Origin of the sequence: Williamsia phyllosphaerae (genome assembly GCF_014635305.1) — a bacterium.
Taxonomy (GTDB): Bacteria; Actinomycetota; Actinomycetes; order Mycobacteriales; family Mycobacteriaceae; genus Williamsia_A; species Williamsia_A phyllosphaerae.
In genome coordinates this window covers 429,263-454,561 of sequence record NZ_BMCS01000003.1, presented here as the reverse complement: position 1 = coordinate 454,561, position 25,299 = coordinate 429,263, and the positions used below count along the sequence as shown (strand labels likewise).

Genomic DNA, 25,299 nt, shown 5'->3' with positions numbered 1-25,299 from the left:
GCGTCTGTGTGGATGGTGCTCAGACGGACCGTCGTGACGGTCCGGGTCGTCACAGGCCGGCGGCCGCCTTCAGCTTGTCGGCGCGGTCGGTGTTCTCCCACGGGAGGTCGACGTCGGTGCGGCCGAAGTGACCGTAGGCCGCGGTCGGCGCGTAGATCGGCCGCAGCAGGTCGAGGTCGCGGATGATCGCGCCGGGACGCAGGTCGAAGACCTCGGCGATCGCGGCCTGGATCTTGGACGGGTCGACGGTCTCGGTGCCGAACGTCTCGACGAACAGACCGACCGGGGCGGCCTTGCCGATGGCGTAGGCGACCTGGACCTCGATGCGCTGTGCGAGGCCGGCGGCGACGGCGTTCTTGGCCACCCACCGCATCGCGTACGCCGCGCTGCGGTCGACCTTCGACGGGTCCTTGCCGGAGAACGCGCCGCCACCGTGGCGGGCCATGCCGCCGTAGGTGTCGACGATGATCTTGCGGCCGGTGAGCCCGGCGTCGCCCATGGGTCCACCGAGCACGAACTTGCCGGTCGGGTTGACCAGCAGACGCACGTCGGAGGTGTCGAGCGTCGGCAGGTCCAGATCGGCCAGCACGGTGTCGACGACGTGGGTCTTGATGTCGGGGGTGAGCATCTTGATGAGGTCGATGTCGGCCGCGTGCTGGGTCGACAGGACGACGGTGTCGAGACGGACCGGCTGGTCGCCGTTGTACTCGATGGTGACCTGGGTCTTGCCGTCGGGACGCAGGTACGGCAGCGTGCCGTTCTTGCGGACCTCGGTGAGGCGACGCGACAGGCGGTGGGCCAGCGCGATCGGGACCGGCATGTACTCGGGGGTCTCGACGGTGGCGTAGCCGAACATCAGGCCCTGGTCGCCGGCGCCCTGCTTGTCGATCTCGTCGGTCTCGCCGTCGACCCGCGCCTCGTAGGCGTTGTCGACACCCTGCGCGATGTCGGGCGACTGCGCGCCGATCGCGACGTTGACGCCGCACGAGGCGCCGTCGAAGCCCTTGGAGGACGAGTCGTAGCCGATCTCGAGCACCTTGTCGCGCACGATCTTCGGGATGTCGGCGTAGGCCGAGGTGGTGACCTCACCGGCGACGTGGACCTGGCCGGTGGTGACCAGCGTCTCCACGGCGACGCGGGAGTGCTTGTCCTGCTCGAGCAGCGCGTCGAGGATCGAGTCACTGATGGCATCGCAGATCTTGTCCGGATGGCCCTCGGTGACCGATTCGCTGGTGAAGAGCCGGGAGGCTCCGGTGAGACGGTGGCCAGAACTGGTCATCATTTCCTCTCGAGATTGCACGGGAGTGGTCAGTGGTGGAGACGGCAGGTGTGTACCCGCAGGTGTTCGTGTGTCCCCCGAGTAACGATTTCTCAAGGTACACATACCGGCGGTCGATCGGTGACCTGGCCAGCCGGTGTGACTGCGTTCCTCAGCTACATCGATCCACGGGTAGTAGATCGGTGACGGCGTCCAGTATTCGGCTCGCCATGAGTGTTTTCGATCCGAGCGGCAACGCGGTCTCGGTTCCGGTCGCCGCGAGCAACCAGCCGGTGTTGTCGTCGGTGCCGAACGCCTTTCCGTCACCGACCGCGTTCACCACCAGCAGGTCACATCCCTTGCGCGCCAACTTCTCCCGGCCGTGGTCGAGCACTCCCCCGGTGGCGTCGCCGGTCTCGGCGGCGAACCCGACGATGACGGTCGACGCGGCGACCTCACCCGCGGTGCGAGCGGCGACGAGCGAGCGCAGGATGTCGGGATTGGTGGTGAGTTCGATCGGGGCCGGACCGGCCGAACCCTTCTTGATCTTGGAGTCCGCGACGCTGACCGGACGGAAGTCGGCGACCGCGGCCGCCATGATGACGACGTCGGCCTCGTCGGATCGCTTGGCGATCTCCTCGGACATCTGCGCCGCGGTCACCACCGGGATCAGCTCGACGCCGGACGGGACGGCCAGTTCAGCCGTGGCGCCCGCGATCAACGTCACCGTGGCGCCGCGGTGCGACGCCGCGCGGGCGAGCGCGAACCCCTGCTTGCCGGAGCTGCGGTTGCCGAGGTAGCGGACCGGGTCCAACGGTTCGCGGGTGCCGCCGGCGGTGATCAGGACCCGCGTGCCACGCAGGTCGTAGGTCAAGGCGTCCGGGTCACTGAGCAGCACCTCGCCCATCAGGGCGATCTCCGACGGGTCGGGCAGTCGCCCGGCGCCGGTGTCCTTGCCGGTGAGTCGTCCCGACGCCGGGGTCATCACGACGCCTCCCCGCGAACGGATCGTCTCGACGTTGTGCTGGGTGGCCGGGTGCTCCCACATCTCGGTGTGCATCGCCGGGGCGTAGAGCACCGGGCACCGGGCGGTGAGCAGGGTTGCGCTGAGGAGGTCGTCGGCACGGCCGGTGGCCGTGCGGGCCATCAGGTCCGCGGTCGCCGGCGCCACGATCACCAGGTCGGCCTGTTGGCCGATGCGGACGTGCGGGACGTGCTCGACGTCGTCGAACACCTCGGCGCTGACCGGGTTGCCGCTCAGCGCCTCGAGCGTGGCGGCCCCGATGAACTCGAGCGCGGAACGCGTCGGGATGACCCGGACGTCGTGCCCCGCCTCGGTGAAGTGGCGGATGACCGAACAGGTCTTGTAGGCGGCGATCCCGCCGCCTATCCCGACGACGACTCGCCGCGACGTGCCGCTACCGCTCACGCCGCCTCGTCCCGCTCACCGCGAATGGGACTACTCGCCTTCGGTGTGCTCGAGCAGATCGGCGTGGATCTCGCGCATGGCGATCGAGAGCGGCTTCTCCTGCATGCCCGGCTCGACCAGGGGACCCACGTATTCGAGGATGCCGTCGCCGAGCTGGTTGTAGTAGTCGTTGATCTGCCGGGCGCGCTTGGCCGCGTAGATCACCAGGGCGTACTTCGAGGAGGCACGCTCGAGCAACTCATCGATGGGCGGGTTGGTGATGCCCAACGGGGTGTCGTAGGCCGGGGCGTCGGCGATGTCGGTCGGTTCGACGCTGGTCTGACTGCTCACGCAAAGTCCTCACTTCGTACTGTCTGTGACATCTCGTCGGTCGAAACGCACTGTTCAGGCGGGTGTACACGACGGTCGCCGATCACGGCGTCCGGGAATCCTCACGCCCGACCAGCAAGCTTACCAAGTTTTGCGCCACCCGGTCGACATCGTCGTTGACGATGACGTGGTCGAACTCGTGGGCGATGGCCAGTTCGGCCCGTGCGGTCTCGAGTCGGCGTTCGATGACCTCGGCGGTCTCGGTGCCCCGTCCGGTCAGGCGTTCGACCAGGACCTCCCAGCTGGGCGGGGTCAGGAACACCGTGATGGCGTCGGCGAGTCGGGCCTGAACGGCGCGCGCACCCGCGATGTCGACCTCGACCAGGACGGATGAGCCGGCCTCGAGGGCGTCGAACACCGGTCGCGCGGGTGTCCCCGACCGCTGCAGGCCGCCGTGGATCTCGGCCCACTCCAGCAGGTCTCCGTCGGCGATCATCTCGGCGAAGCGATCGGCGCCGACGAAGTCGTAGTCGCGACCGTCGACCTCGCCGGCGCGCGGGGCGCGGGTGGTGGCCGAGACGCTGAACACGAGATCGGGCATCAGCTCGCGGAGACGTCGCACGACGCTGGACTTGCCGACGGCGGAGGGGCCGACCAAAACAACCAGTCGACCCCTCCGAACGTCTGAGCTCAGGGCGTTCAGCCCTGGTCGAACTTGGCGAGCAGCGCCTTGCGCTGACGGTCGCCCAGGCCGCGCAGGCGGCGGGTCGGTGCGATCTCGAGCTCGGTCATGATCTCCTGAGCCTTGACCTTGCCGACCTTGGGCAGGGCCTCGAGCAGGGCAGACACCTTCATCTTGCCCAGGATCTCGTCGGACTCTGCGTCCTTGAGCACCTGCTGCAGATCGGTGCCGCCACGCTTGAGCCGCTCCTTGAGCTCCGCGCGCACACGGCGAGCGGCAGCCGCCTTCTCCAGAGCAGCAGCGCGCTGTTCAGGGGTCAACTGGGGAAGGGCCACGGGTTCCTCCGTATTCGTAGAACATGAGTCTTGTCGGAGCTGCGTTTCCGCAGCGTCTGCGACCGTACCGACGTGAACAGGGATTTGCGAGTCCCACCCCGGCATTTGTGCAGTACGGACGGTGTTGTACGTGCACGGGCCGCGACGGGACGAATTTTTCGGGCCCCGCACCCGGATCTGCCGATATCACCACGAGAGACTTTGTGCGACAGGGGAACACCGCTTCGGCGGTCGGCACCGCGGTGGTGACCCGCGCAGGGTGCTGACGTGACGCATGTGACGGGTGTGCCGCGACCCACCCCAGGGATTCTCGTCGTGCCGTCGAGCGTGTCGTTTGACGTGCTGAGCTGCGTCGGAGGGCGAGAGCCCCCGGTTCACCCGCGCAGGTGGGACTCGATGTCGTCGCGCATGCGGGCCACCGCGTCGGACAGCGCGGTGCGGTCGGGGCCGTGGCGGAGGATCTCCCGCGACACGGCGGGCAGCACCCATTCGTGCACACCGGCGAAGATCGCGGCGACATCGGCGGCGGTGCCCCCCTGTGCCCCCACCCCCGGCGCGAGGATCGGGCCCCCGACGGCCCCGAGGTCGAGTCCGTGGGCACGGGTGGCCCCGACGACCAGACCCACCGCGGACGGGCCGGTGCGGTTGGTCTCGGCGGCGGCGTCGACGATCGCCTGCGCGACGCTGCTGCCGTCGGCGTGCGCGGTCTGGAGCGCGGCGCCCTCGGGGTTGGACGTCCGTGCGAGGACGAACACCCCACGTCCACTGTCCTGGGCGGCCCGTACGGCCGGGTCGAGCGATCCGAACCCGAGGTAGGGCGAGACCGTCACCGAGTCCGAGCACAGCGGTGAGCCGTCACGGAGCCACGCGCTCGCGTACGCGTCCATCGTGGATCCGATGTCACCGCGCTTGGCGTCGGCCACGACCAACGATCCGCCCGCGCCGATGCCCGCGATGGTCTGCTCGAGCACCGCGAACCCCGCCGAGCCGAACCGTTCGAACAACGCCACCTGCGGCTTGATCGACGCGGCGACCGGCGCGAGGGCCGCGACGGCGATCTCGGCGAACCGGCGCAGCCCGTCGACGTCGTCGGTCAGCCCCCAGGCGTCGAGAAGACCCGGATGCGGGTCGATCCCGACGCACAGTCGACCCCGGTCGGCGACCGCGGCCCGGTGGCGGGACGCGAAGTCGGTGGGCGCGTCGGCGCTCACGGGGTGCGCATGGCGCGGTGACGTTCCTGCAGCGACATGACGCCGATGTCGCCTTCGATGGCGGCCTCGATGCCCTGCACGGCCGCGCTGGCACCCTGCACGGTGGTGATGCACGGGATGTTCACCGACACCGCGGCGCTGCGGATCTCATAGCCGTCGATGCGGGGACCGGAGTTGCCGAACGGGGTGTTGATGACCATCGACACCTCCCCGGCGCGGATGGTCTCGACGATCGTGCGCGCCCCCTCGGGCAACCCGGTGTCCGAGTGCTTGTACACCTGCGTGCACGCGATTCCGTTGCGGCGCAACACATCGGCGGTGCCCTCGGTCGCGAGCACCTCGAACCCGAGTGCCGCGAGCCGCTTCACCGGGAAGATGAGCGCGCGCTTGTCCTTGTTGGCCACCGAGACGAAGATCGCGCCGGAGGTGGGCAGGGAGCCGTACGCCGCGGTCTGCGACTTGGCGAAGGACCGGCCGAAGTCGGCGTCGATCCCCATGACCTCGCCGGTGGACTTCATCTCCGGGCTCAGCAGCGAGTCGACCCCGCTGCCGTCGGCACGGCGGAACCGGTTGAACGGCAGCACCGCCTCCTTGACCGCGATGGGCGCACCCACCGGTAGATCGCCACCGTCGCCGGTGGCGGGCAACAGTCCCTGCTCGCGCAGTTCGGCGATCGTCTCCCCCAGCATCACCCGGGCACACGCCTTGGCCAGCGGCACCGCGGTCGCCTTCGACACGAACGGCACGGTGCGGCTCGCGCGCGGGTTGGCCTCGAGCACGTAGAGGATGTCGTCCTTGAGCGCGTACTGGACGTTGAGCAGTCCCTTGACGCCGATCCCCTTGGCCAGCGCCTCGGTGGAGCGGCGCACAGCGGCGACGTCGGCACGGCCCAGGGCCACCGGCGGCAGGGCGCACGCCGAGTCGCCGGAGTGGATACCGGCCTCCTCGATGTGTTCCATGACGCCGCCGATGTAGACCTCGGTGCCGTCGCACAGCGCGTCGACGTCGATCTCGACCGCGTCCTCGAGGAAACGGTCCACGAGCACCGGGTGCTCTGCGGTGAGTTCGGTCGCCCGCGAGATGTAGCCCTCCAGCGACGGCTCGTCGTAGACGATCTCCATGCCGCGTCCACCGAGGACGTAGGACGGTCGGACCAGCACCGGGTAGCCGATGTCGGCCGCGATCGCGCGGGCCTCGGGGAATGTCGTGGCCATGCCGTACTTCGCGGCGGGCAACCCGGCCGCGTCGAGCACCTTGCCGAACTCGCCGCGGTCCTCGGCGAGGTCGATGGCCGCCGGGCTCGTCCCGACGATCGGGATGCCGGCCTCCTCGAGGCGGCGCGCCAACCCGAGCGGGGTCTGGCCGCCCAGCTGGACGATGACGCCCACCACGGTTCCCGATGCGCTCTCGGCGTCGTAGACCTCGACGACGTCCTCGAAGGTCAGCGGCTCGAAGTACAGGCGGTCGGCGGTGTCGTAGTCGGTCGAGACGGTCTCGGGGTTGCAGTTGACCATCACGGTCTCGTACCCGGCCTCCGACAGCGTCGTCGCGGCGTGCACGCACGAGTAGTCGAACTCGATGCCCTGACCGATGCGGTTGGGGCCGGATCCGAGGATCAGGACCTTGCCCCGCTCGGTCTGCGGTGCGATCTCACTGGTCGCCGCGGGATCGATCTCATAGGTCGAGTAGTGGTACGGCGTCTTCGCCTCGAACTCGGCCGCGCAGGTGTCGACCGTCTTGTAGACCGGCCGGACACCGAGTGCGCGCCGGTGCGCGGCCACGGCCGCGTCGTCGGCGAAATCGCCGCGCAGCGCCGCGATCTGACGATCGGACAGTCCGGTGGACTTCGCCTCGCGCAGCAACTCGGCGTCGAGGGAGTCGGCCGCGCGGACGCGACGTCCGAGTTCGCCGACGGCCTCGATCTCGGCCAGGAACCACGGGTCGATCTTGGTCGCGTCGAAGAGCTGCTCGACGGTTGCGCCCAGATCGAACGCGGCCATGATCTTGTAGAGCCGGCCGTCGCGCGGGGTGGCGATGTCGGTGAGGATCTCCTCGAGGGAGTCGTCGGTGCCCGCGTCGGTCCAGAACCCGCCCGCCTTGGTCTCCATCGACCGCATGACCTTGCCGAGTGCCTCGGCGAAGCTGCGGCCCAACGACATCCCCTCGCCCACCGACTTCATGGTGGTGGTCAGCGTGTCGTCGGCGCCGGGGAACTTCTCGAACGCGAACCGCGGCGCCTTGACGACGACGTAGTCCAACGTGGGCTCGAAACACGCGGGGGTCTCGCCGGTGATGTCGTTGACGATCTCGTCGAGTCGGTAACCGACGGCGAGCTTCGCGGCGATCTTCGCGATCGGGAAGCCGGTCGCCTTCGACGCGAGCGCCGACGACCGGGAGACGCGCGGGTTCATCTCGATGACGACGAGTCGGCCGTCGGCGGGGTCCATGGCGAACTGGATGTTGCAGCCGCCGGTGTCGACCCCGACCTCCCGCAGGATGTCGATGGAGAGGTCACGCATGATCTGGTACTCGCGGTCGGTCAGCGTCATCGCGGGCGCGACGGTCACCGAGTCGCCGGTGTGCACGCCGACCGGGTCGACGTTCTCGATGGAGCAGACCACGACGACGTTGTCCTTGCCGTCGCGCATCAGCTCGAGCTCGTATTCCTTCCACCCGAGGATGGACTCCTCGATCAGCACGTTGGCCGTCGGAGACGCGGCGAGTCCGCCGCCCGCGATGCGCTCGAGGTCGGCCGCGTCATAGGCCATGCCCGACCCCAGACCGCCCATGGTGAATGACGGCCGGACCACGACGGGGTAGCCGAGTTCGGCGACGGTGTCGTGGCACTCGGCCATGGTGAAACAGACCCGCGAACGGGCGCTCTCGCCGCCGACCTTGGCGACGATGTCCTTGAACTTCTGCCGGTCCTCGCCGCGCTGGATGGCCTCGAAGTCGGCGCCGATGAGCTCGATGTCGTAGCGCTCGAGGATGCCCTGCTCATGCAGTGCGACAGCGCAGTTCAGCGCGGTCTGTCCGCCGAGGGTGGCCAGGACGGCGTCGATGGGATGGCCGGCGTCACGCTCGGTGGTGATCACCTTCTCGACGTACTCGGCGGTGATCGGCTCGATGTAGGTGGCGTCGGCGAACTCTGGGTCGGTCATGATCGTGGCCGGGTTCGAGTTCACCAGGCTGACGCGCAGCCCCTCGGCGCGCAGGACGCGGCACGCCTGGGTGCCGGAGTAGTCGAACTCGCAGGCCTGTCCGATGACGATCGGACCCGACCCGATCACCAGGACGTGGGAGATGTCGGTGCGGCGGGGCATCAGGCACGGGCTCCTTGCATCACGGTGGAGAAACGGTCGAAGAGGTAGGCGGCGTCATGCGGACCGGCCGCGGCCTCGGGGTGGTACTGCACCGAGAACGCCTGCCCGTCGAGGAGTTCCACGCCCTCCACGGTGCCGTCGTTGGCGCAGGTGTGGCTCACGCGGGCGCGCCCGAAGTCGGTGTCGAACTCCTCGCCCGCCTCGCCCTCGAGGGCGAAGCCGTGGTTCTGCGCGGTGATCGAGACCAGACCGGTGGTGTGGTCGATGACCGGGATGTTGATGCCGCGGTGACCGAATTTCATCTTGTACGTCCCTCGGCCGAGCGCTCGGCCGAGGATCTGGTTGCCGAAACAGATGCCCAGCAACGGGATCCGCTGCTCGAGGACACTGCGGGTCAGGGCGACGGCGCCGTCGGCGGTAGCCGGGTCCCCCGGTCCGTTGGACAGGAACACCCCGTCCGGCGCGAGGTCGATGACGGCCTGCGGGTCGACGGTCGAGGGGAACACGTGCACCCGGATGCCGCGCTGGGCGAACATCCGCGGGGTGTTGGTCTTGATGCCGAGGTCGATGGCGGCGACGGTGAACCGGTGCTCACCCTCGGGCTCGACGACGTAGTCGGCGTCGGTGCTGACCTCGCCGGCGAGATCGGCGCCGGCCATCGACGGCGCCGTGCGGACCCGCTCGAGCAGGACGTCGGTCTCGGCGAGGGCATCCCCGGAGAAGACACCGGCCCGCATCGAACCGTGGTCACGCAGCACCCGGGTCAGCGCGCGGGTGTCGATGCCGGAGATCCCGACGATCTCCTGCCGCACCAGCTCCTCGTCGAGGGTGCTGGTGGCGCGCCAGCTCGACACGCGACGGGTCGGGTTGCGCACGGCGTATCCGGCGACCCAGATCTTGCCGCCGCGGCTCTCGTCGTCGTCGGTGTTCCAGCCGGTGTTGCCGATCTGCGGTGCGGTCGCGACCACGATCTGGCGGTGGTAGCTGGGATCGGTCAGCGTCTCCTGGTACCCGGTCATCGCGGTGCAGAACACGGCCTCACCCAGGGTCTGACCGGTGGCACCGTAGGCCTGCCCGGTGAACACCTGCCCGTTCTCCAGGATCAGTAGGGCGGAGGTCATCAGTGGTCGTCCTTCGGTGTCTCGTCGGCGGTCGGGGCGGCCGCGTCGCCGGTTGTGGGGATGTCGGATTCGGTGGGCGTCGCGCCCGGGACCTCCGCCGCGCGGGGGTCGAGCGCCGTCCAGTCTGGGTAACGCAGTTTGTTGTCGCCCCGCAGACCCGAGTCGATCTCGGTGCCCGAGGGCAGTGTCCAGCGGATGACGAGCACGCCGTCGGCGGTCATCACCTTGCCTGCGAGCCCGCGTTCGGTGCGGATCGCGGTGATGGACTCGCGTGGGATCCAGATGGGGTTCGCTCCGGACCGGCTGATCAGGATGCCGAGTTCGAAGTTCGAGAACTCCGCCGACGCACGGTCGCCGTAGTCACCGACCGCGACACGGTCCTGCCAGCTCGGTGCGACCGTCGACCCGACGTAGACGCCGGTGTCGGGGCCGAGCAGGAGGGCACCCGGGTCGGTCGGGACGTCCGGGAAGGCGCCGATGACATCCTGCTGGCGTCGTCCGCGGTTACGCCAACCGAGCAGCATCAGACCGACGATGCCGCCCCACGCCACGATCACGATCGCGATGATCACGATGGAGTTCACAGGGCACGCACCTCTCCGTCGATCGCGGTGACCCGTCCGCGGAGAACGGTCGCGACCACCCGCGCGGGCAGGGTCATCGAGTCGAACGGCGTGTTCGCCGAGCGGCTCGCCAGTGCCGACGCGTCCACCGTCCAGGTGGCGTCCGGGTCGACGACGGTCAGGTTGGCGGGTTCGCCGATCGCGATCGGGCGGCCCTGGTCGGGCAGTCCGACGATCTCGGCGGGCCGTTCGCTCATGACGCGGGCGACGCCACGCCAGTCGAGGGCGCCGTCGGCGACCATGGTCGCCGCGATCACCGACAGCGCCGTCTGCAGACCGAGCATGCCCGGGCGCGCGGCGGCGAACTCGCAGCACTTCTCCTGTTCGGCGTGCGGCGCGTGGTCGGTGGCGACGCAGTCGATGACACCCTCGGCCAGCGCAGCCCGCAGGGCGACGCAGTCGGAGTCCTCGCGCAGCGGTGGGTTGACCTTGTTCACGGCGTCGTAGGTCTGCAGTCGCGAGTCGTCGAGCAGCAGGTGGTGAGGGGTGACCTCGGCGGTGATGGCGATGCCCTGCGCCTTGGCCCACCGCAGCAACTCCACCGTGCCTGCCGTGGAGGCGTGGCAGATGTGCACCCGACCACCGGCATCGCGGGCCAGGATCGCGTCCCGGGCGACGATGGACTCCTCGGCCGAGCGGGGCCAGCCGGCCAATCCGAGCCGTGCCGCGTTCGGCCCCTCGTGGGCGATCGCGCCCACGGTCAGGCGGGGTTCCTCGGCGTGCTGGGCGATCAGGACACCGAGCCCGCGTGCGTACTCCAGGGCACGACGCATCAGCAGCGGGTCGTGCACGCATTTGCCGTCGTCGCTGAACATCTTCACGTGTGCGTCGCCGTCGGCCATGGCCCCGAGCTCGGCGAGCTGGGTGCCCTGCAGTCCGACGGTCACCGCGCCCACCGGGTGCACATCGACCAGTCCGACGGCCTGACCGCGCCGCCAGACGTGGTCGGTGAGCACCGCGGTGTCGGCGACCGGATCGGTGTTGGCCATCGCGAACACGGCGGTGTACCCGCCGAGAGCTGCTGCGGCCGAACCCGTCTCGATGGTCTCGGTGTCCTCACGACCGGGTTCGCGCAGGTGGGTGTGCAGGTCGACGAAGCCGGGCAGCAGCACGCCGCCGCGACCGTCGACGGTCTGTGTGGTCTCGTCGGCAGCGGCGAGACCCGCGCCGATCTCGGCGATGTCGCCGCCCACGACGCGGACGTCGACCGGATCGCCCTCGCCGTAGAGCCGGACGTCGGTGATGAGCAGCGAGCTGCTCGCGGCACCCGTCGCGCGCGTCATATCCCGCCACCTCCTGAATCATCGGTCCCGACGAGGAGTCGGAACAGCACCGCCATCCGCATGTGCACGCCGTTGCTCACCTGTTGCAGCACCGTGGCGCGCGGTGAATCGGCCACCGAGTACCCGATCTCCATGCCGCGCAACATCGGTCCGGGATGCAGCACCACCGCGTGGTCGTCGAGCATCGCCATCCGTTTGTCGCTGAGTCCGTAGCGGATCGAGTACTCGCGGGCCGACGGGAAGAACCCACCGTTCATGCGTTCGGCCTGCACCCGCAGCACCATGACCGCGTCGAGTCCGGGCAGCACGGCGTCGAGATGATGCGACACCTCGACCGGCCACGTCTCGACCCCGACCGGCAGCAGGGTGGGCGGCGCGACGAGCACCACGTGCACGCCGAGCATCGCGAGCAGGTGCGCGTTGGACCGCGCGACCCGCGAGTGGAGGATGTCCCCGACGATGGCCACGCGCGCGCCGTCGAGCGATCCGAGTCGTTGGCGCAGCGTGAGCGCGTCGAGCAGGGCCTGGGTCGGGTGTTCGTGCGTCCCGTCACCCGCGTTGATGACGGCCGGACCGTCCCCGTCGGTGTCGGTCCATCGGGCGATCTGATGGGCCGCGCCCGAGGCGGGGTGTCGGATGATCAGTGCGTCGGCGCCCGCGGCGTGCAGGGTCTTGGCCGTGTCACGCAGCGACTCCCCCTTGCCCACCGACGACGTCGACGCGCTGACGTTGATCACGTCGGCGCTCATCCACTTGCCTGCGACCTCGAACGACACCCGGGTGCGGGTGGAGTTCTCGTAGAACATGGTCATCACGGTGCGTCCGCGCAGGGTGGGCAGCTTGCGGACCTCGCGGCCGACGAGGGCCTGTTCGAAACGCTCGGCCTCGTCGAGCAGACCGACGGCCTCGGACACGTCGAGGTCGGTGACCGACAGCAGGTGGCGCATCAGACGCCCTGCCGTTCGGCCAGGACGACCTGATCGATGCCGTCGTGTTCGTCGAGCTGCACCGACACGTCCTCCGAGCGGGAGGTCGGGATGTTCTTGCCGACGTAGTCGGCCCGGAACGGCAGTTCGCGGTGTCCGCGGTCGATGAGCACGGCCAGTTGCACCGCGGCGGGACGACCGAGGTCGCGGAGCGCGTCGAGGGCGGCGCGGATGGTGCGGCCGGAGTAGAGGACGTCGTCGACCAGGATGACCAGCGCGGAGTCGACGCCGCCCGGCGGGACCGACGTCCGCTCGAGTGGACGGTGCGGCTTGGCCCGCAGGTCGTCGCGGTAGAGGGTGATGTCGAGGAATCCGACCGGGATGTCGACTCCGGAGAACTCCTGGACACGGGCCGCGAGGCGCCGCGCGAGACTGGTTCCGCGGGTGGGGATCCCGATGAGGATGACCCGCGGGGCGTCGGGGGCGTCGACGGCGGTCTTCTCGATCACCTGATGCGCCATGCGAGCGATGGTTCGGGTCACGTCCCCGGCGTCGAGCAGAACTCGAGAGGTGCTGGGAGCGCCGTCAGTCGGTGTCACCAACCGACCTCCTTCTCCGCCTCACTGGACGGATCGTTAAAGGATGTCTGTCGCCGAGAACCCTAGCAGTCGGGCCGTGTGGAGCCCGGATCGTGCGAGGTGGATCACTCCCGGTCGGGATCGGCGGCGGGCGCGGTGGCCTGGGCCGCGGCGCGCACCTGCGGCGCGAGCTCGACGATGCGGCCGAGGACGCCGTTGACGAACGCGGGCGACTCGTCGGTGGACAGCTCCTTGGCCAGCTCCACGGCCTCGTCGACCACCACGACCGGCGGCACGTCGTGGGTGTTGAACAGTTCCCACGCGGCCAGTCGCAGGATCGCGCGGTCCACGGCGGGCAGCCGTGGCAGCGTCCACTCACGCAGGTGGGACTCGAGCACCGCGTCGATCTGCGCGCGGTCGGTGGCCAGGCCCTCGATGACGCGCGCGGTGTACGGGTGGATCATCCCGATGCTCTCGTCGTCGACGACGAGCTCGCGCCGCTGCGCGACGAGATCGAGCGCGGCGACGTTTTTCGCCTCCGCCTCGAACAGCAGGTCGACGGCGCGCTGGCGTGCCTTGTGCCGTGTTCCGGGCTGCTTCACCGGATCACGGGTCGGGCGCAGCGCACCGGTCGCACCCACCCCGGGGTTGCCGCACCGGTCACGAGTTCACGCGCCCCAGATAGTTGCCGTCGCGCGAGTCGACCTTGAGCTTGTCGCCGGTGTTGATGAACAGCGGCACCGCGATCTCCGCGCCGGTCTCCAGCGTCGCCGGCTTGGTGCCGCCGGTGGAGCGGTCACCCTGGACGCCGGGATCGGTGTGCGAGACGAGCAGCTCGACGGTGACCGGCAGCTCGACGTAGAGCGGGTTGCCCTCGTGCATGGCGACCTGCACCCGCATCTCCTCGAGCAGGAACCGGGACTCCTCACCCATGGTCTGCGGCGAGATCGAGACCTGCTCGTAGTTCTCGGCGTCCATGAAGACGAAGTCGCTGCCGTCGTTGTACAGGTAGGTCATGTCGCGACGGTCGACCGTCGCGGTCTCCACCTTCACGCCGGCGTTGAACGTCTTGTCGACGGTCTTGCCCGAGAGCACGTTCTTGATCTTGGTGCGCACGAAGGCCGGCCCCTTGCCGGGCTTGACGTGCTGGAACTCCTGGATCTGCCACAGCTGGTCGTCCATCCGGAGAACGAGGCCGTTCTTGAAATCTGCGGTGCTTGCCACGTGTGTCTCTTCCTCTCACCCGAACATCGGGCGCACGGTCCGCGCGCGAGCGCGTCTTGAAGTCGACCAGGCGCGCCGGGGCGCGCCTAGATGACAGAAAATGTCTTGTCGGTGGTGGTCAGGAGCTCGGGAGCGCCGGCACGGACCACCAGCGTGTCCTCGATACGGACGCCGCCTCTGCCGGGCAGATAGACACCGGGTTCGACGGTGACTGCCGCACCGCATGGCAGTGTACCCGTCCCCAACTTGCCGATTCCCGGCGCTTCGTGGATCTCCAGACCGACGCCGTGGCCGAGTCCGTGCACGTAGTTCTCCCCGTAGCCGGCGTCGTCGATCACCGATCGCGCCGCGGCGTCCACCTCCACCACCGGGGCGTCGGGGCTCAGCGCGGCCCGCCCGGCCGCCTGGGCGGCGGCGACGAGTTCGTAGATCTCGTGCTGCCAGTCCGCGGCCGACCCCAGCACGTAGGTGCGGGTCATGTCGGAGTGGTACCCCCCGACGACGGCACCGAAGTCGATCTTGACGAAGTCGCCGGTGGCGAGGATCGCATCGGTGGGGCGGTGATGCGGGACGGCCGAGTTCGCGCCGGCCGCGACGATCGTCTCGAACGAGATGTCGTCGGCGCCGCACGCGTACATCTCCCACTCGAGGCTGCGCGCCACCTGCCGCTCGGTCTGTCCGGGGGCGATGACACCCCGCTCGATGATCGTGGCGAGCGCGACGTCGGCGGCCTGGCAGGCCTGGCGCAGCAGTTCGACCTCGCCGTCGTCCTTCACCATCCGCAGGTTCTCCACCGCCCGCCCGAGCGCGACGAGCCGGACCGGCGGCTGCGCTCCCTCGGTGCGCTCGGTCAGGGCCCGCCACGCGGTGACCGTGAGCGCGTGTTCCTCGACGGCGACCGTGGGGCCCGACGGCGCGACGAGGTCGAGCAGGGTGCCCGGACAGTCGCGCCCGATCACGGCCTCGACATCGGGGACCTGCTCGCCGACCTGGGTCACGTAGCGACCGTCGGTGCAGATCCGGTCGCCCTCGGCCGACGCCGAGACGAGCAGCGCGGCGTTGGATCCGGTGAAACCGGTCAGATAGCGCACGTTGACGAGGTCGCCGATCACCGCGGCGTCGGCCCCGAGTGTCGCGATGTGCACGCGCAGAAGGTCGCGTCGTGCCTGGTGGGCGGCGTGTGGATCGGTCACCGAAGGCGTCAGTGCGGTCATCGGGACCACGCTACCGTCGCCAAGTGTGTGTTGGCGCACATGTCCGAGCGCCCGTTGGGTACGCTTCGCCCATGGTTTCGTGGTTGCTTCGCGGTCTGTCCATGTCGGCCGTGCACATCGTCGCCCGAGTTCTGCTCGGTATGGCGATCGTTCACTCCCCGTTGCACGGGACGTTGTGGAAGACGGCTGCGGTCGCCGCGGTCGTGTTGCTCGCCCTCATCTGGGGTGGCGTCGACGGCATCATCGACGGACGCGCGCACGACGATCCCGATGACTACGCCGACCTCACCGTCATGTGGCTCAAGGCCGGTGTCCTCGCCGGTGTGGTGTCCGGCATCGTGTCGTGGGCGCTGAGCAACTACGTGTTCGGCGGCATGGGGCAGAACAGCTTTTTCGTCGAGCTCTTCGCCGGCGGTTCGTTCACCGCGCTGCTGATCTTCGTGCCCGCCCTCGCAGGCGTGGGGGTCGGCCGTTTCCTGGCCCATCGCCAGTCCCGCAAGGACGCACGCAACGCGCAGGACGACACCCGCGAGCACCAGACCGCCTGATCGACTGCTCCGGACCCCCTGGGGTCAGAGCAGGATGGGGCCCGACGGCGACGCGGTTCGCGCGATGGCCCCGTACGCCGCGACCAGCAGGCTCGGGTCGGGTCCTTCGAGTCGTCCGGGCTTCGCCAGTCCGTCGAGGACGACGAATCGCAGTACCCCCGACCGGTTCTTCTTGTCCCCCGACATCGTCTTGAGCAGGTCGCCGAACGCGTCGTCGTCGTAGCCGGTGGGCAGGCCGACCGACTCCAGGATCTCCCGGTGCCGATCCGCGGTCGCGTCGTCGAGCCGTCCCGCCAGCCGTCCCAGTTCGGCGGCGTAGACCAATCCCACCGACACCGCCGCGCCGTGACGCCAGCGGTACTGTTCACGTCGCTCGATGGCGTGGGCCAGCGTGTGGCCGTAGTTCAGGATCTCCCGCAGTGACGACTCCCGCAGGTCCGCGGCTACGACGTCGGCCTTGACCTGCACCGAGCGGCGGATCAGTTCGGGGAGCACCGCGCCGAGGGGGTCGCGGGCGGCGGCCGGATCGGCCTCGATGAGCGTCAGGATCTCGGGGTCGGCGATGAAACCGGTCTTGATGACCTCGGCGAGTCCGGCGATGATCTCGTTGGGCGGGACCGTCTCCAGCGTCGCGGTGTCGATGAGCACCGCGCGGGGCTCGTGGAACGACCCGACGAGGTTCTTGCCCGCATCGGTGTTGATGCCCGTCTTGCCGCCGACGGCTGCGTCGACCATGCCGAGCAGGGTGGTCGGGATGTTGATCACCGGCACCCCGCGCATCCAGGTCGCCGCGACGAACCCGGCGAGGTCGGTGGCCGCTCCCCCGCCCAGGCCGATGACGATGTCGTTGCGTTTCATGCCGATCCGCCCGAACACCTCCCAGCAGAAGGCGGCGACCGAGAGGTCCTTGCCTGCCTCTGCGTCGGGGATCTCGATGCGGTGCGCGTCGAACCCGGCGGCGGCGAGGGCCTCGCGGACCGCCTCGGCCGTGGCCATCAGCGGCGGCTGATAGAGGATCGCGATCGAGTCGGCGCCCGCGGCTGCCTCGACGACGTCGGTGAGCAGTCCCCGCCCGATGACGACGTCGTAGGGACGCTCGGTGGCGACGTGGATGCGGATGGGCTCGGTCATTGCGGGAGTCCTTCGTCTCGGGGCGCCGACGCGGGGCGTACCCCGAGCACACGCGCGATCTCGTCGGCCAGTACCGCGGGGGCACGGCCGGTGGTGTCGGTGGTGATGTCGGCGACCTGGTGATAGGTCGTGGCGCGCTCGGTGAGCAGCGCGCGGTATCGGTCCTCGGGGGTGGCCTCGGCGGTTCCGGCGACCGGCCCCGGACGCAGCAGGGGGCGTTGCGAGGATCGGACGCGCGCGAAGCCCGCCTCGGGTGTGACCGCGAGATGGACCACGCGGTGCCCGGCGAGGCTCGCCCGTACCGCGGGGGTCATGACTGCTCCGCCGCCGAGCGCGATCACCCCGAGGTGGGTCGCGAGCACGTCGGCCACCACCTGCGCCTCCATCGTGCGGAAGAACTGCTCGCCCTCGTCGGCGAAGATCTCGGCGACACTGCGGCCGGCGCGGGCCTCGATCTCGTGGTCGGTGTCGCAGAACCCGACGCCCAACAGGTCGGCCAACGCGACACCGACGGTCGACTTGCCCGCGCCCATGAACCCGATGAGGACGGCCACCGGGGCGTGATCCGACACGGGCTCGACGGTCACGGTGTCGCGGTGTGGTCCGCGCCGGGGAGTCGCGCGGCGGCACGCTCGCGGTACCGGCGCACGTTGTCGGCGGTCTCGGTGACCGAGTCCCCGCCGAACTTGTCGAGTGCGGCCTGCGCGACGACGAGCGCGACCATGGCCTCGGCCACGACGCCTGCTGCGGGCACCGCGCAGACGTCGGAACGCTGGTGGATGGCACTGGCCTGTTCGCCGGTGGACATGTCCACGGTCGAGAGCGCCTTGGGCACCGTCGAGATCGGCTTCATGGCCACCCGCACGCGCAGGGCCTCACCATTGGTCATGCCGCCCTCGAGTCCGCCCGCGCGGTTGGTCGAACGCAGGACGCCGTCGGGTCCGGGGACCATCTCGTCGTGGGCCTGGCTCCCGCGCCGCCGTGCGGTGAGGAAGCCGTCGCCGATCTCCACGCCCTTCATCGCCTGGATGCCCATCAGGGCACCGGCCAGGCGTGCGTCGAGACGGGTCTCGCCGCTGACGTGGGACCCGAGGCCCACGGGCAGGCCGGTCACGACGACCTCGACGACTCCGCCGAGGGTGTCGCCCGCCTTCTTGGCCGCCTCGATCTCGGCGATCATCGACGCCTCGGCCTCGGCCGACGCCGCCCGTACGGGGCTGGCGTCGATGCGGTCGAGGTCGTCGGGGCCGGGAGTGGCGCCGTCGAAGGGTTCGGATGCGCCGATGGAGATCACGTGGGACACCACGTGCGCGTCGAGCACCTGGGCGAGGAAGTTGCGCGCCACGGTCGCGGCGGCGACGCGGGCCGCGGTCTCGCGGGCACTGGCGCGCTCGAGCACCGGACGTGCGTCGTCGAAGTCGTACTTGAGCATCCCGGAGTAGTCGGCGTGGCCGGGGCGGGGGCGGGTCAGCGGCGCGTTGCGCGCGACGTCGGCGAGTTCGGCGGGGTCCACCGGGTCGGCCGACATGACGGTCTCCCACTTGGGCCACTCGGTGTTCGCGATCTCGATCGCGACCGGTCCGCCCTGCGTGCGGCCGTGCCGGACGCCGCCGAGCACGGTGACCTTGTCGGCCTCGAATTTCATCCGCGCACCGCGCCCGTAGCCGAGGCGGCGACGTGCGAGTTGGGACGATATGTCGTCCGTCGTGACCTCGACCCCGGCGATCATCCCTTCGACGAGGGCGACCAGGGCGGGGCCGTGGGATTCTCCGGCAGTTATCCAGCGCAACACGAGTTCCTATTCTTCCACGTGGTGCACCGTGCCCCGAACGCGCGGCGCCTCAGACCCAGACACCACCGAGCGCGACGGCCGCACCCGCGAGCGCGGGACCGTGCGCCACACCCGCTCCCCGCGTCCGCCGACCCCGCACCGTGGCCACCGCGAGCGTCGTCAGCGCGGCCGCCACGACGACCAGGAGTGAGAGCACCGGATCCGCGACCACCCCGCCGAGACCGACGGCGAGCTTCAGATCACCTCCGCCACAGGCTCCGAGGCTCACGCCGACGAGATACGGCGCGGCCAGGACCACAATCGAGAACCCGACGTGCGGATCGGTGACGCCCATCGCCACTGCAGCCGCCCCGGCGGGCACCGTCAGCCGGTTCGGCAGGACATGGGCACGTAGATCGTGTACGCACAGGACGATCAACCAGGACACCACCGCGAACGAGACGATCATCACCGAACCATCGTGGTCGTCCGTCGGCGCCGCACGCGACTGCCCACGAACGACCTGTGCAGAAAAACGAGGACCGCAGCGATCTCGGCGGGTTGTCCCCATCCCGCGGCCGGCCCGGGTGACACCGGGTCGCCGACGGCGTAGGTGTGCGCCGCTCAGTCGGCGAGGGCGGCGGCCATCTGCGCGCGCGGCGCGGACAGTCCGGTGAACGACTCGACCTGGGTGACGGCCTGGTTGAGCAACATCACCAGACCACCGATCACGCGTCCGCCGGCGTCGGCGACCGCAGCGGCGGCCGGCGTGGGCCACGGGTGATAGATCGCGTCGAGGAGTCGGGGGGCGGCCGCGATCGACGCGGCGAGACGACCGGCCGCCTCGGCCGGGACCGTGCTGACGACGACCGAGGAGCGCGCGCAGACCGCGGTGAGGTCCGCCGACGACTCGAATGCGCGGGTGTCCAGGTCGATGCGCAGTTCGGCTGCGAGCCGGCGCAACCCGTCGGCTCGGGAGGCGTCTCGGACGACGACCGTGACCGCACCGGCCCCGGCGGACGCCAACGCGGCCAGGGCCGGTCGGGCGGTGCCACCGGCCCCGATCAGCACGACCGACTCCCCCGCCAGGTCGTCGGCGTCGAGTTCGGCCAGGGCGCCGGTCACGCCGTCGATGTCGGTGCAGTCGGCGTGCCAGCGACCGGAGTCGGTGCGCACCAACGTGTTCGCCGAGCCGACGAGACGGGCACGATCGGTGACCGTGGTGGCGTGCCGCAGCGCGGCCACCTTGGCGGGCATCGTGACCGAGAGTCCGATGTAGCTCTCGTCGAGACCGTCGACGAGCGCGGGCAGGGTCTCCGCGGTGCACTCGATCCGCTCGTAGGTCCAGTGCTCGAGACCGAGCGCGCGATAGGCGGCGAGGTGCAGATCCGGTGAGCGGGAGTGCCCGATCGGTGACCCGAGGACCGCGGCGCGGCGAATCTGCGCGGACCGAGGGTCCGCCGTCAACGACATCCGACCGCGAGGACCTTGTTGTCGCAGGCCTTCTGCCGGTTGCGCAGATGCTCCTCGTAGTTGTCGGTGAACAGCGTCGTGCCCTGGGAGTCGACGGCGACGAAGTAGATCCAGTTGCCCTCCGGCGGCGCCTCGGTGGCGATGAGCGGCTCCTTGCCCACCGATCCGATCGGCGTCACCGGCAGACCGCGGACCTGGTAGGTGTTCCACTTGGTCGGCGCGGTGTAGGCGTCCCCGGAGACGTCGATGTTGACCACGGCCGCGGTGTAGTTGGCGGTCGAGTCCATCTCGAGTCGTTGGTTCTTGCCCAACCGGTTCACGATGACCCGGGCCACCTTGCCGTAGTCGCCGGGATCGGCGACCTCCTTCTCGACCACCGACGCCGAGACCAGCGTCTGATACGGGGTGAGGCCGGTCTGGTTGGGCTCGGTCAGACCCCACTGCGAGAACATGTCGGCACTCCCGGAGATCAGGTAGCGCAGCATCTGTACCGGGGTGAGCGATGGGTCGATGGCCTCCCAGGCCACCGGCGCGATGAGTCCCTCGATGCGTCGATGGTCCCCGTCGAGCGCCGAGACGGCGTCGGTCGCCCAGGACGGGACACCCAGGTCGGCCGGCGAGGCAGTGGCCGCAGCCTGCGCGAGTTCCTCGGCGGTGACGCCGTCGCGCTGTCCGTTGATGGTCACGGTGGTCGCCTGCGCCAACATCTCGAAGATGCCGATGCTCGGGGACCCGTCGGCGGTCTGCTTGGTGTCGAGCTGACGGCCCGGGGGGATCACGAGCCGCCCCACCCGATTGCTGTCGCCGCCGAGCATCGACACCGCCGTCGAGGCCGGGATGCCGGTACGCAGTTTGTAGAAGCCGGCCGAGATCGGCGCGTTGCCCGCTGCGTCGGTGAACGCACGCACGCTCGCGACGACGCCCTTCTCCTGCAGGATCTGCCCGAACTGGGTCAGCGACGAGTCCTGCGGTATCTGGACGAGGACGTCACCGGTACCCGATGCGTTCGAGTAGTTGTCGTCGTTGACGAAGTAGCCGGTCATCCGCAGCCCGGTGTAACCGAGCGCACCCACGACCGCGACCATGAATACCAGGACGAAGGCGAGGGTGATACGCCGCCGTCGCTTGCGTCGGGTCATGTGGGCGCTCGACCGCGATCCGCGTGCGCGTCCGGGAGCGGTGCGCCGCGTGCGGCGCTCGTCGGGACCGGCATCCGGGTCGGTCGTGGGTTCCGGACGCGCGATGAACGTGGTCTGTTCCTCGGCGGGCGGCGAGAGCGGCGGGTCGACGTACGACGGCGCCGGGGGCGTCTCGTATCGACGGGGGTCGGGTGGCAGCCGACGCGGCGCGGGCGGCGGGTTCTCGCCCGGGTACGGGTCCCGTCGGGTGTCACCGGCCGACGGCGGGGCGGGCGGACCGGGTGGCACCTGTCCGGGTGCGGCGGGCGGGATGACGCGCGGGCGCGCGCGGCGATCGGGTTCCTGCCACGCGCTGTCGCCGCCGGGACGGGGGGCGTCGCGGGGAATCCGCGGGAGCACGCCGGAGTCGTCGGGTCGTCCGCGGCCGGCGCGGCGATGCCGTTGTGGTGCTCCGCCACCGTTCTCGAGGAGTCGACGCAGGCGGTCTGCCTCCTCCGGGGTCTGGTCCTCTCCCGGGGCTCGGCGACGATGCCGATTCGGTTGGTCACTCACCGGCGGACCCACTGACCGAGTGCTGCCGGGCGCGTCGGTCCAACCACGACTGCAGGATGGCGACGGCGGCCGCCTGATCGATGACCGACTTGTGGGTGCGCGTGGACCGTCCGCTCGCGCGCAACATCTGCGTGGCGGCGACGGTGGTCAGCCTCTCGTCGTGGAAGACCACGGGCACCGGGTCGATGCGCTTGGCGATCCGGGCACCGAAACCGGTGGCCGCGTCGGCGGCGGCACCGTGCTCGCCGCGCAGCGTGGTCGGCAGTCCGACGATCACCTCGATCGCCTCGTACTCGGCGACCAAGTCGGCGATGCGGGTGATGTCCCGGCCGTCAGAGGCACGCGCGACGGTCTCGACGGGGGTGGCCAGCATGCCGTCAGGATCACACGAGGCGACGCCGATCCGCACGCTCCCGACATCGACGGCGAGTCGACGGCCGCGCGGGACGAGCCCGCTCACCCGCCTGCCCCGGCTCGGGTGACGGCGGCGAGCTCGCGGATCCGGGCGAGTGCTGCCTCGATGCCGGCTGCGTCGCTGCCCGAGCCCTGGGCGAGATCGGGTTTGCCACCGCCGCGACCCCCGACCAGGGGTGCGATCTCCTTCACGACGGCCCCCGCCGCGACACCGGCGTGGCGGGCCGCGTCGGTCACGGCGACGACGAACGGCACCTTGTCGTCGGCGACCGAGAACAGTGCGACGAGCGCCGGTTCGGCCGCGACACGACCACGCAGATCGGTGGCCAGGGCACGCAGATCGCCCGCGGCCAGGCCGTCCGGGAGGCGGGCCGCGACCACGAGGACCGCGCCGATCCGCTGCGCGTCATCGATCAGCGACGCCGCCGATGCACGTGCCGACTCGGCCCGCATCCTCTCGATCTGCTTCTCGGCGTCACGCAGTCGTTCGACGATGTTGGCGACGCGGTCGGGCACCTGGTCGCTGGGCACCTTCAGCGACGACGACAACGCCCCGAGCAGCGCCCGCTCCTTGGCGAGGTACCGGTAGGAGTCGAGACCGACGTAGGCCTCGACACGGCGGATCCCCGACCCGACCGACGACTCACCGAGCAGGGTGACCGGCCCGACCTGCGCCGACGAACCGACATGCGTTCCGCCGCACAGTTCCATCGAGAACGGTCCGCCGATCTCCACTACGCGGACGATGTCGCCGTAGTTCTCTCCGAACAGCGCCATCGCACCCATCGCCCTGGCCTCGTCGAGACCGGTCTCGAAGGTGTGGACGGGGAAGTCGGACTCGACCGCGGTGTTGGCGATCTCCTCGATCTCGTCGCGCTGGGAGTCGGTGACCGGGCCCTGCGCGCGGAAGTCGAACCGGAGGTAGCCGGGGCGGTTGAGCGAACCGGCCTGTGTCGCATCGGATCCGAGGACCTGACGCAGTGCGGCACCGACGAGGTGGGTGCCGGAGTGTCCCTGGGTGGCGCCGCGTCGCCACTGCGAGTCGACCTGGGCGATCACGTCGTCGCCGACGGTGATCTCCCCGGACTCGATCGTGACGGCATGGCTCCACACGGATTTGGCGATCTTCTGCACATCGGTGACCCGCGCACGCATTCCCGAGCTCGTGGTGATGGCCCCGACGTCGGCGGTCTGTCCACCCGATTCGGCGTAGAGCGGGCTGCGGTCGAGGATGATCTCCACGTCGCGTCCGACACCGGCCACGGGCAGACTCACCCCGCCGTCGACGATCCCGAGAACACGTGCCTCGGACACCAGTTCGTCGAATCCGGTGAACTCGGTGGGGCCGCGGTCGAGGAACTCCCGGTACACGGAGAGGTCGGCGTGCGACTTCTTGTTGGCGTTCGCGTCGGCCTTGGCCCGCTGTCGCTGCTCGGCCATGAGGTCGGCGAAGCCCTGCTCGTCGACCGACAGTCCGGCCTCGGCGGCCATCTCGAGCGTCAGGTCGATCGGGAACCCGTAGGTGTCGTGCAGCGCGAAGGCGTCACGCCCGGAGATCTGGGTCCGCCCGGCACCCGCGGTCGACGCGGCCGCGTCGTCGAACAGTTTCGATCCGGCCGACAGGGTGGCGAGGAAGGCGTCCTCCTCGCGCACCGCGACCGCCCGGATGCGATCGGCGTCGTCGGTCAGCACCGGGTAGGACTGCGCCATCGTCGCGAGCACCGTGTCCACGAACTCGCCCATGGTGGCCTCGGTGGCACCGAGCAGGCGGGCCGACCGCACGATGCGGCGCAGCAGGCGGCGCAACACGTAACCCCGGCCGTCGTTGCCCGGCAGCACACCGTCGGAGATGAGCATGACCGCGGTCCGGGTGTGGTCGGCGATGACGCGGAACCGCACGTCGTCGGCGGCCGAGGAGTTGTAGGAGCGGCCGGTCAGGCGGGCGGCGACGTCGATGACCGGCTTGAGGAGATCGGTCTCGTAGACGTTGTCGACGTCCTGGAGGATGCAGGCGACGCGCTCGATGCCCATGCCGGTGTCGATGTTCTGACGCGGCAGCGGGCCGAGGATCTCGTAGTTGTCCTTGCCGATACCCGGTCCGCGCTGGTTCTGCATGAAGACGAGATTCCAGATCTCGATGTAGCGGTCCTCGTCGGCTTCGGGTCCGCCTTCGACGCCGTAGTCGGGTCCGCGGTCGTAGAAGATCTCCGAGCAGGGGCCGCAGGGCCCGGGGACACCCATCGACCAGTAGTTGTCGGCCATCCCGCGGCGCTGGATGCGCTCGGCGGGGACACCGATCTCGTCGCGCCAGATGGCCTCGGCCTCGTCGTCGTCGAGGTACACCGTCGGCCACAGGCGGGTCGGTTCGATCCCGAACCCGCCGTCGTCGACCGAGTCGGTGAGCAGCGACCACGCGAAGCCGATGGCCTCGCGCTTGAAGTAGTCGCCGAAGGAGAAGTTGCCCGCCATCTGGAAGAAGGTGTTGTGACGAGTGGTGATGCCCACCTCCTCGATGTCGAGGGTGCGGACACATTTCTGGATGCTGGTGGCGCGCTCGGACGGCGGTGTCTGCTCACCGAGGAAGTACGGCTTGAACGGGACCATCCCCGCGTTCACGAACAGCAGGTTCGGATCGTCGAGGATCAGCGACGCGCTGGGGATCTCGGTGTGACCGGCACGGATGAAGTGATCGAGGAATCGCTTCCTGATCTCATGGGTCTGCACCTGATGTCCTCACGCCGATTCGCGGAAACTG

At 69.8% G+C, this 25,299-nt stretch carries 24 protein-coding genes; 1 reads left to right on the top strand and 23 read right to left on the bottom strand.

Annotated elements, in window-relative coordinates; genetic code table 11:
• Nucleotides 1-49 precede the first annotated feature (49 nt).
• The 15 genes from metK to IEV93_RS20600 all read right to left on the bottom strand — a co-directional run bounded on the left by metK (nucleotide 50) and on the right by IEV93_RS20600 (nucleotide 15,516).
• A complete protein-coding gene (gene metK, locus IEV93_RS20670; RefSeq protein ID WP_188492527.1) occupies nucleotides 50-1,279 on the bottom strand; it encodes a methionine adenosyltransferase in 1,230 nt (409 codons plus the stop codon).
• Nucleotides 1,280-1,430: 151 nt separating this feature from the next.
• Nucleotides 1,431-2,687, bottom strand: a complete 1,257-nt coding sequence (gene coaBC, locus IEV93_RS20665) for a bifunctional phosphopantothenoylcysteine decarboxylase/phosphopantothenate--cysteine ligase CoaBC (protein WP_188492525.1) — start codon at nucleotides 2,685-2,687, stop codon at nucleotides 1,431-1,433.
• A 30-nt stretch (nucleotides 2,688-2,717) separates the two neighbouring features.
• Nucleotides 2,718-3,017, bottom strand: a complete 300-nt coding sequence (gene rpoZ, locus IEV93_RS20660; RefSeq protein ID WP_188492523.1) for a DNA-directed RNA polymerase subunit omega — start codon at nucleotides 3,015-3,017, stop codon at nucleotides 2,718-2,720.
• 82 nt (nucleotides 3,018-3,099) lie between these two features.
• A complete protein-coding gene (gene gmk / locus IEV93_RS20655) occupies nucleotides 3,100-3,699 on the bottom strand; it encodes a guanylate kinase (protein WP_229705428.1) in 600 nt (199 codons plus the stop codon).
• Nucleotides 3,696-4,013, bottom strand: a complete 318-nt coding sequence (mihF, locus tag IEV93_RS20650) for an integration host factor, actinobacterial type (RefSeq protein ID WP_188492521.1) — start codon at nucleotides 4,011-4,013, stop codon at nucleotides 3,696-3,698. Before mihF ends, gmk begins: the two co-directional genes overlap by 4 nt.
• 374 nt (nucleotides 4,014-4,387) lie before the next feature.
• A complete protein-coding gene (gene pyrF / locus IEV93_RS20645; RefSeq protein ID WP_188492519.1) occupies nucleotides 4,388-5,224 on the bottom strand; it encodes an orotidine-5'-phosphate decarboxylase in 837 nt (278 codons plus the stop codon).
• A complete protein-coding gene (gene carB, locus IEV93_RS20640; protein WP_188492517.1) occupies nucleotides 5,221-8,547 on the bottom strand; it encodes a carbamoyl-phosphate synthase large subunit in 3,327 nt (1,108 codons plus the stop codon). The genes pyrF and carB overlap by 4 nt, the downstream gene beginning before the upstream one ends.
• A complete protein-coding gene (carA, locus tag IEV93_RS20635; protein ID WP_188492515.1) occupies nucleotides 8,547-9,668 on the bottom strand; it encodes a glutamine-hydrolyzing carbamoyl-phosphate synthase small subunit in 1,122 nt (373 codons plus the stop codon). The genes carB and carA overlap by 1 nt, the downstream gene beginning before the upstream one ends.
• Entirely contained in the window at nucleotides 9,668-10,192 is a 525-nt protein-coding gene (locus IEV93_RS20630; protein ID WP_229705427.1) for a PH-like domain-containing protein, read from the bottom strand. Before IEV93_RS20630 ends, carA begins: the two co-directional genes overlap by 1 nt.
• A gap of 56 nt (nucleotides 10,193-10,248) precedes the next feature.
• Nucleotides 10,249-11,574, bottom strand: coding sequence for a dihydroorotase (locus IEV93_RS20625; protein ID WP_188492513.1), 1,326 nt, complete (start codon nucleotides 11,572-11,574; stop codon nucleotides 10,249-10,251).
• Nucleotides 11,571-12,521 (bottom strand): aspartate carbamoyltransferase catalytic subunit, encoded by a 951-nt coding sequence (locus tag IEV93_RS20620; protein WP_188492511.1) that lies wholly within the window; start codon nucleotides 12,519-12,521, stop codon nucleotides 11,571-11,573. Before IEV93_RS20620 ends, IEV93_RS20625 begins: the two co-directional genes overlap by 4 nt.
• Complete coding sequence (gene pyrR / locus IEV93_RS20615) at nucleotides 12,521-13,102, bottom strand: bifunctional pyr operon transcriptional regulator/uracil phosphoribosyltransferase PyrR (RefSeq protein ID WP_188492509.1); 582 nt, start codon at nucleotides 13,100-13,102, stop codon at nucleotides 12,521-12,523. Before pyrR ends, IEV93_RS20620 begins: the two co-directional genes overlap by 1 nt.
• A 101-nt stretch (nucleotides 13,103-13,203) precedes the next feature.
• Nucleotides 13,204-13,680, bottom strand: a complete 477-nt coding sequence (gene nusB / locus IEV93_RS20610) for a transcription antitermination factor NusB (protein ID WP_188493275.1) — start codon at nucleotides 13,678-13,680, stop codon at nucleotides 13,204-13,206.
• A 58-nt stretch (nucleotides 13,681-13,738) separates the two neighbouring features.
• A complete protein-coding gene (efp, locus tag IEV93_RS20605; RefSeq protein WP_188492507.1) occupies nucleotides 13,739-14,302 on the bottom strand; it encodes an elongation factor P in 564 nt (187 codons plus the stop codon).
• A gap of 86 nt (nucleotides 14,303-14,388) precedes the next feature.
• Nucleotides 14,389-15,516 (bottom strand): M24 family metallopeptidase, encoded by a 1,128-nt coding sequence (locus IEV93_RS20600; RefSeq protein WP_188492505.1) that lies wholly within the window; start codon nucleotides 15,514-15,516, stop codon nucleotides 14,389-14,391.
• Nucleotides 15,517-15,587: 71 nt separating this feature from the next.
• Here IEV93_RS20600 and IEV93_RS20595 point away from each other — a divergent pair, with 71 nt between their 5' ends.
• Nucleotides 15,588-16,064, top strand: coding sequence for a B-4DMT family transporter (locus IEV93_RS20595; RefSeq protein WP_188492503.1), 477 nt, complete (start codon nucleotides 15,588-15,590; stop codon nucleotides 16,062-16,064).
• Between the two features lie 24 nt (nucleotides 16,065-16,088).
• Here IEV93_RS20595 and aroB read toward each other — a convergent pair whose 3' ends face one another.
• The 8 genes from aroB to alaS form a co-directional block, all read right to left on the bottom strand.
• Complete coding sequence (aroB, locus tag IEV93_RS20590; protein WP_188492501.1) at nucleotides 16,089-17,195, bottom strand: 3-dehydroquinate synthase; 1,107 nt, start codon at nucleotides 17,193-17,195, stop codon at nucleotides 16,089-16,091.
• On the bottom strand, nucleotides 17,192-17,728 hold the full coding sequence (locus IEV93_RS20585) for a shikimate kinase (RefSeq protein ID WP_188493274.1): 537 nt from the start codon (nucleotides 17,726-17,728) through the stop codon (nucleotides 17,192-17,194). The genes aroB and IEV93_RS20585 overlap by 4 nt, the downstream gene beginning before the upstream one ends.
• A gap of 50 nt (nucleotides 17,729-17,778) precedes the next feature.
• The gene (gene aroC / locus IEV93_RS20580; RefSeq protein ID WP_188492498.1) at nucleotides 17,779-18,987 is read right to left on the bottom strand and encodes a chorismate synthase; all 1,209 of its coding nucleotides are present in this window, start codon (nucleotides 18,985-18,987) and stop codon (nucleotides 17,779-17,781) included.
• 49 nt (nucleotides 18,988-19,036) lie between these two features.
• Nucleotides 19,037-19,435: an A24 family peptidase gene (locus IEV93_RS20575; protein ID WP_188492496.1), complete on the bottom strand. Its 399-nt coding sequence runs from the start codon at nucleotides 19,433-19,435 to the stop codon at nucleotides 19,037-19,039.
• 155 nt (nucleotides 19,436-19,590) lie between these two features.
• The gene (locus IEV93_RS20570) at nucleotides 19,591-20,439 is read right to left on the bottom strand and encodes a shikimate dehydrogenase (protein ID WP_188492494.1); all 849 of its coding nucleotides are present in this window, start codon (nucleotides 20,437-20,439) and stop codon (nucleotides 19,591-19,593) included.
• A complete protein-coding gene (locus IEV93_RS20565; RefSeq protein WP_229705367.1) occupies nucleotides 20,430-22,130 on the bottom strand; it encodes an endolytic transglycosylase MltG in 1,701 nt (566 codons plus the stop codon). The genes IEV93_RS20570 and IEV93_RS20565 overlap by 10 nt, the downstream gene beginning before the upstream one ends.
• Nucleotides 22,123-22,590 carry a Holliday junction resolvase RuvX gene (gene ruvX, locus IEV93_RS20560; protein ID WP_188492492.1) on the bottom strand — a complete coding sequence of 156 codons (468 nt, stop codon included), beginning with the start codon at nucleotides 22,588-22,590 and terminating at the stop codon, nucleotides 22,123-22,125. Before ruvX ends, IEV93_RS20565 begins: the two co-directional genes overlap by 8 nt.
• Nucleotides 22,587-25,268 carry an alanine--tRNA ligase gene (alaS, locus tag IEV93_RS20555; RefSeq protein WP_188492491.1) on the bottom strand — a complete coding sequence of 894 codons (2,682 nt, stop codon included), beginning with the start codon at nucleotides 25,266-25,268 and terminating at the stop codon, nucleotides 22,587-22,589. The genes ruvX and alaS overlap by 4 nt, the downstream gene beginning before the upstream one ends.
• Between the last annotated feature and the right edge of the window lie 31 nt (nucleotides 25,269-25,299).

Bases quoted from the DNA above. Each gene is read 5' to 3' on its own strand.
- metK (WP_188492527.1), bottom strand. From the start codon at position 1,279: ATGACCAGTTCTGGCCACCGTCTCACCGGAGCCTCCCGGCTCTTCACC.
- carB (WP_188492517.1), bottom strand. From the start codon at position 8,547: ATGCCCCGCCGCACCGACATCTCCCACGTCCTGGTGATCGGGTCGGGT.
- carA (WP_188492515.1), bottom strand. From the start codon at position 9,668: ATGACCTCCGCCCTACTGATCCTGGAGAACGGGCAGGTGTTCACCGGG.
- IEV93_RS20630 (WP_229705427.1), bottom strand. From the start codon at position 10,192: ATGCTGCTCGGTTGGCGTAACCGCGGACGACGCCAGCAGGATGTCATC.
- IEV93_RS20625 (WP_188492513.1), bottom strand. From the start codon at position 11,574: ATGACGCGCGCGACGGGTGCCGCGAGCAGCTCGCTGCTCATCACCGAC.
- IEV93_RS20620 (WP_188492511.1), bottom strand. From the start codon at position 12,521: ATGCGCCACCTGCTGTCGGTCACCGACCTCGACGTGTCCGAGGCCGTC.
- IEV93_RS20600 (WP_188492505.1), bottom strand. From the start codon at position 15,516: ATGACCGCACTGACGCCTTCGGTGACCGATCCACACGCCGCCCACCAG.
- IEV93_RS20595 (WP_188492503.1), top strand. From the start codon at position 15,588: ATGGTTTCGTGGTTGCTTCGCGGTCTGTCCATGTCGGCCGTGCACATC.
- aroB (WP_188492501.1), bottom strand. From the start codon at position 17,195: ATGACCGAGCCCATCCGCATCCACGTCGCCACCGAGCGTCCCTACGAC.
- IEV93_RS20585 (WP_188493274.1), bottom strand. From the start codon at position 17,728: ATGGGCGCGGGCAAGTCGACCGTCGGTGTCGCGTTGGCCGACCTGTTG.
- IEV93_RS20575 (WP_188492496.1), bottom strand. From the start codon at position 19,435: ATGATCGTCTCGTTCGCGGTGGTGTCCTGGTTGATCGTCCTGTGCGTA.
- IEV93_RS20570 (WP_188492494.1), bottom strand. From the start codon at position 20,439: ATGTCGTTGACGGCGGACCCTCGGTCCGCGCAGATTCGCCGCGCCGCG.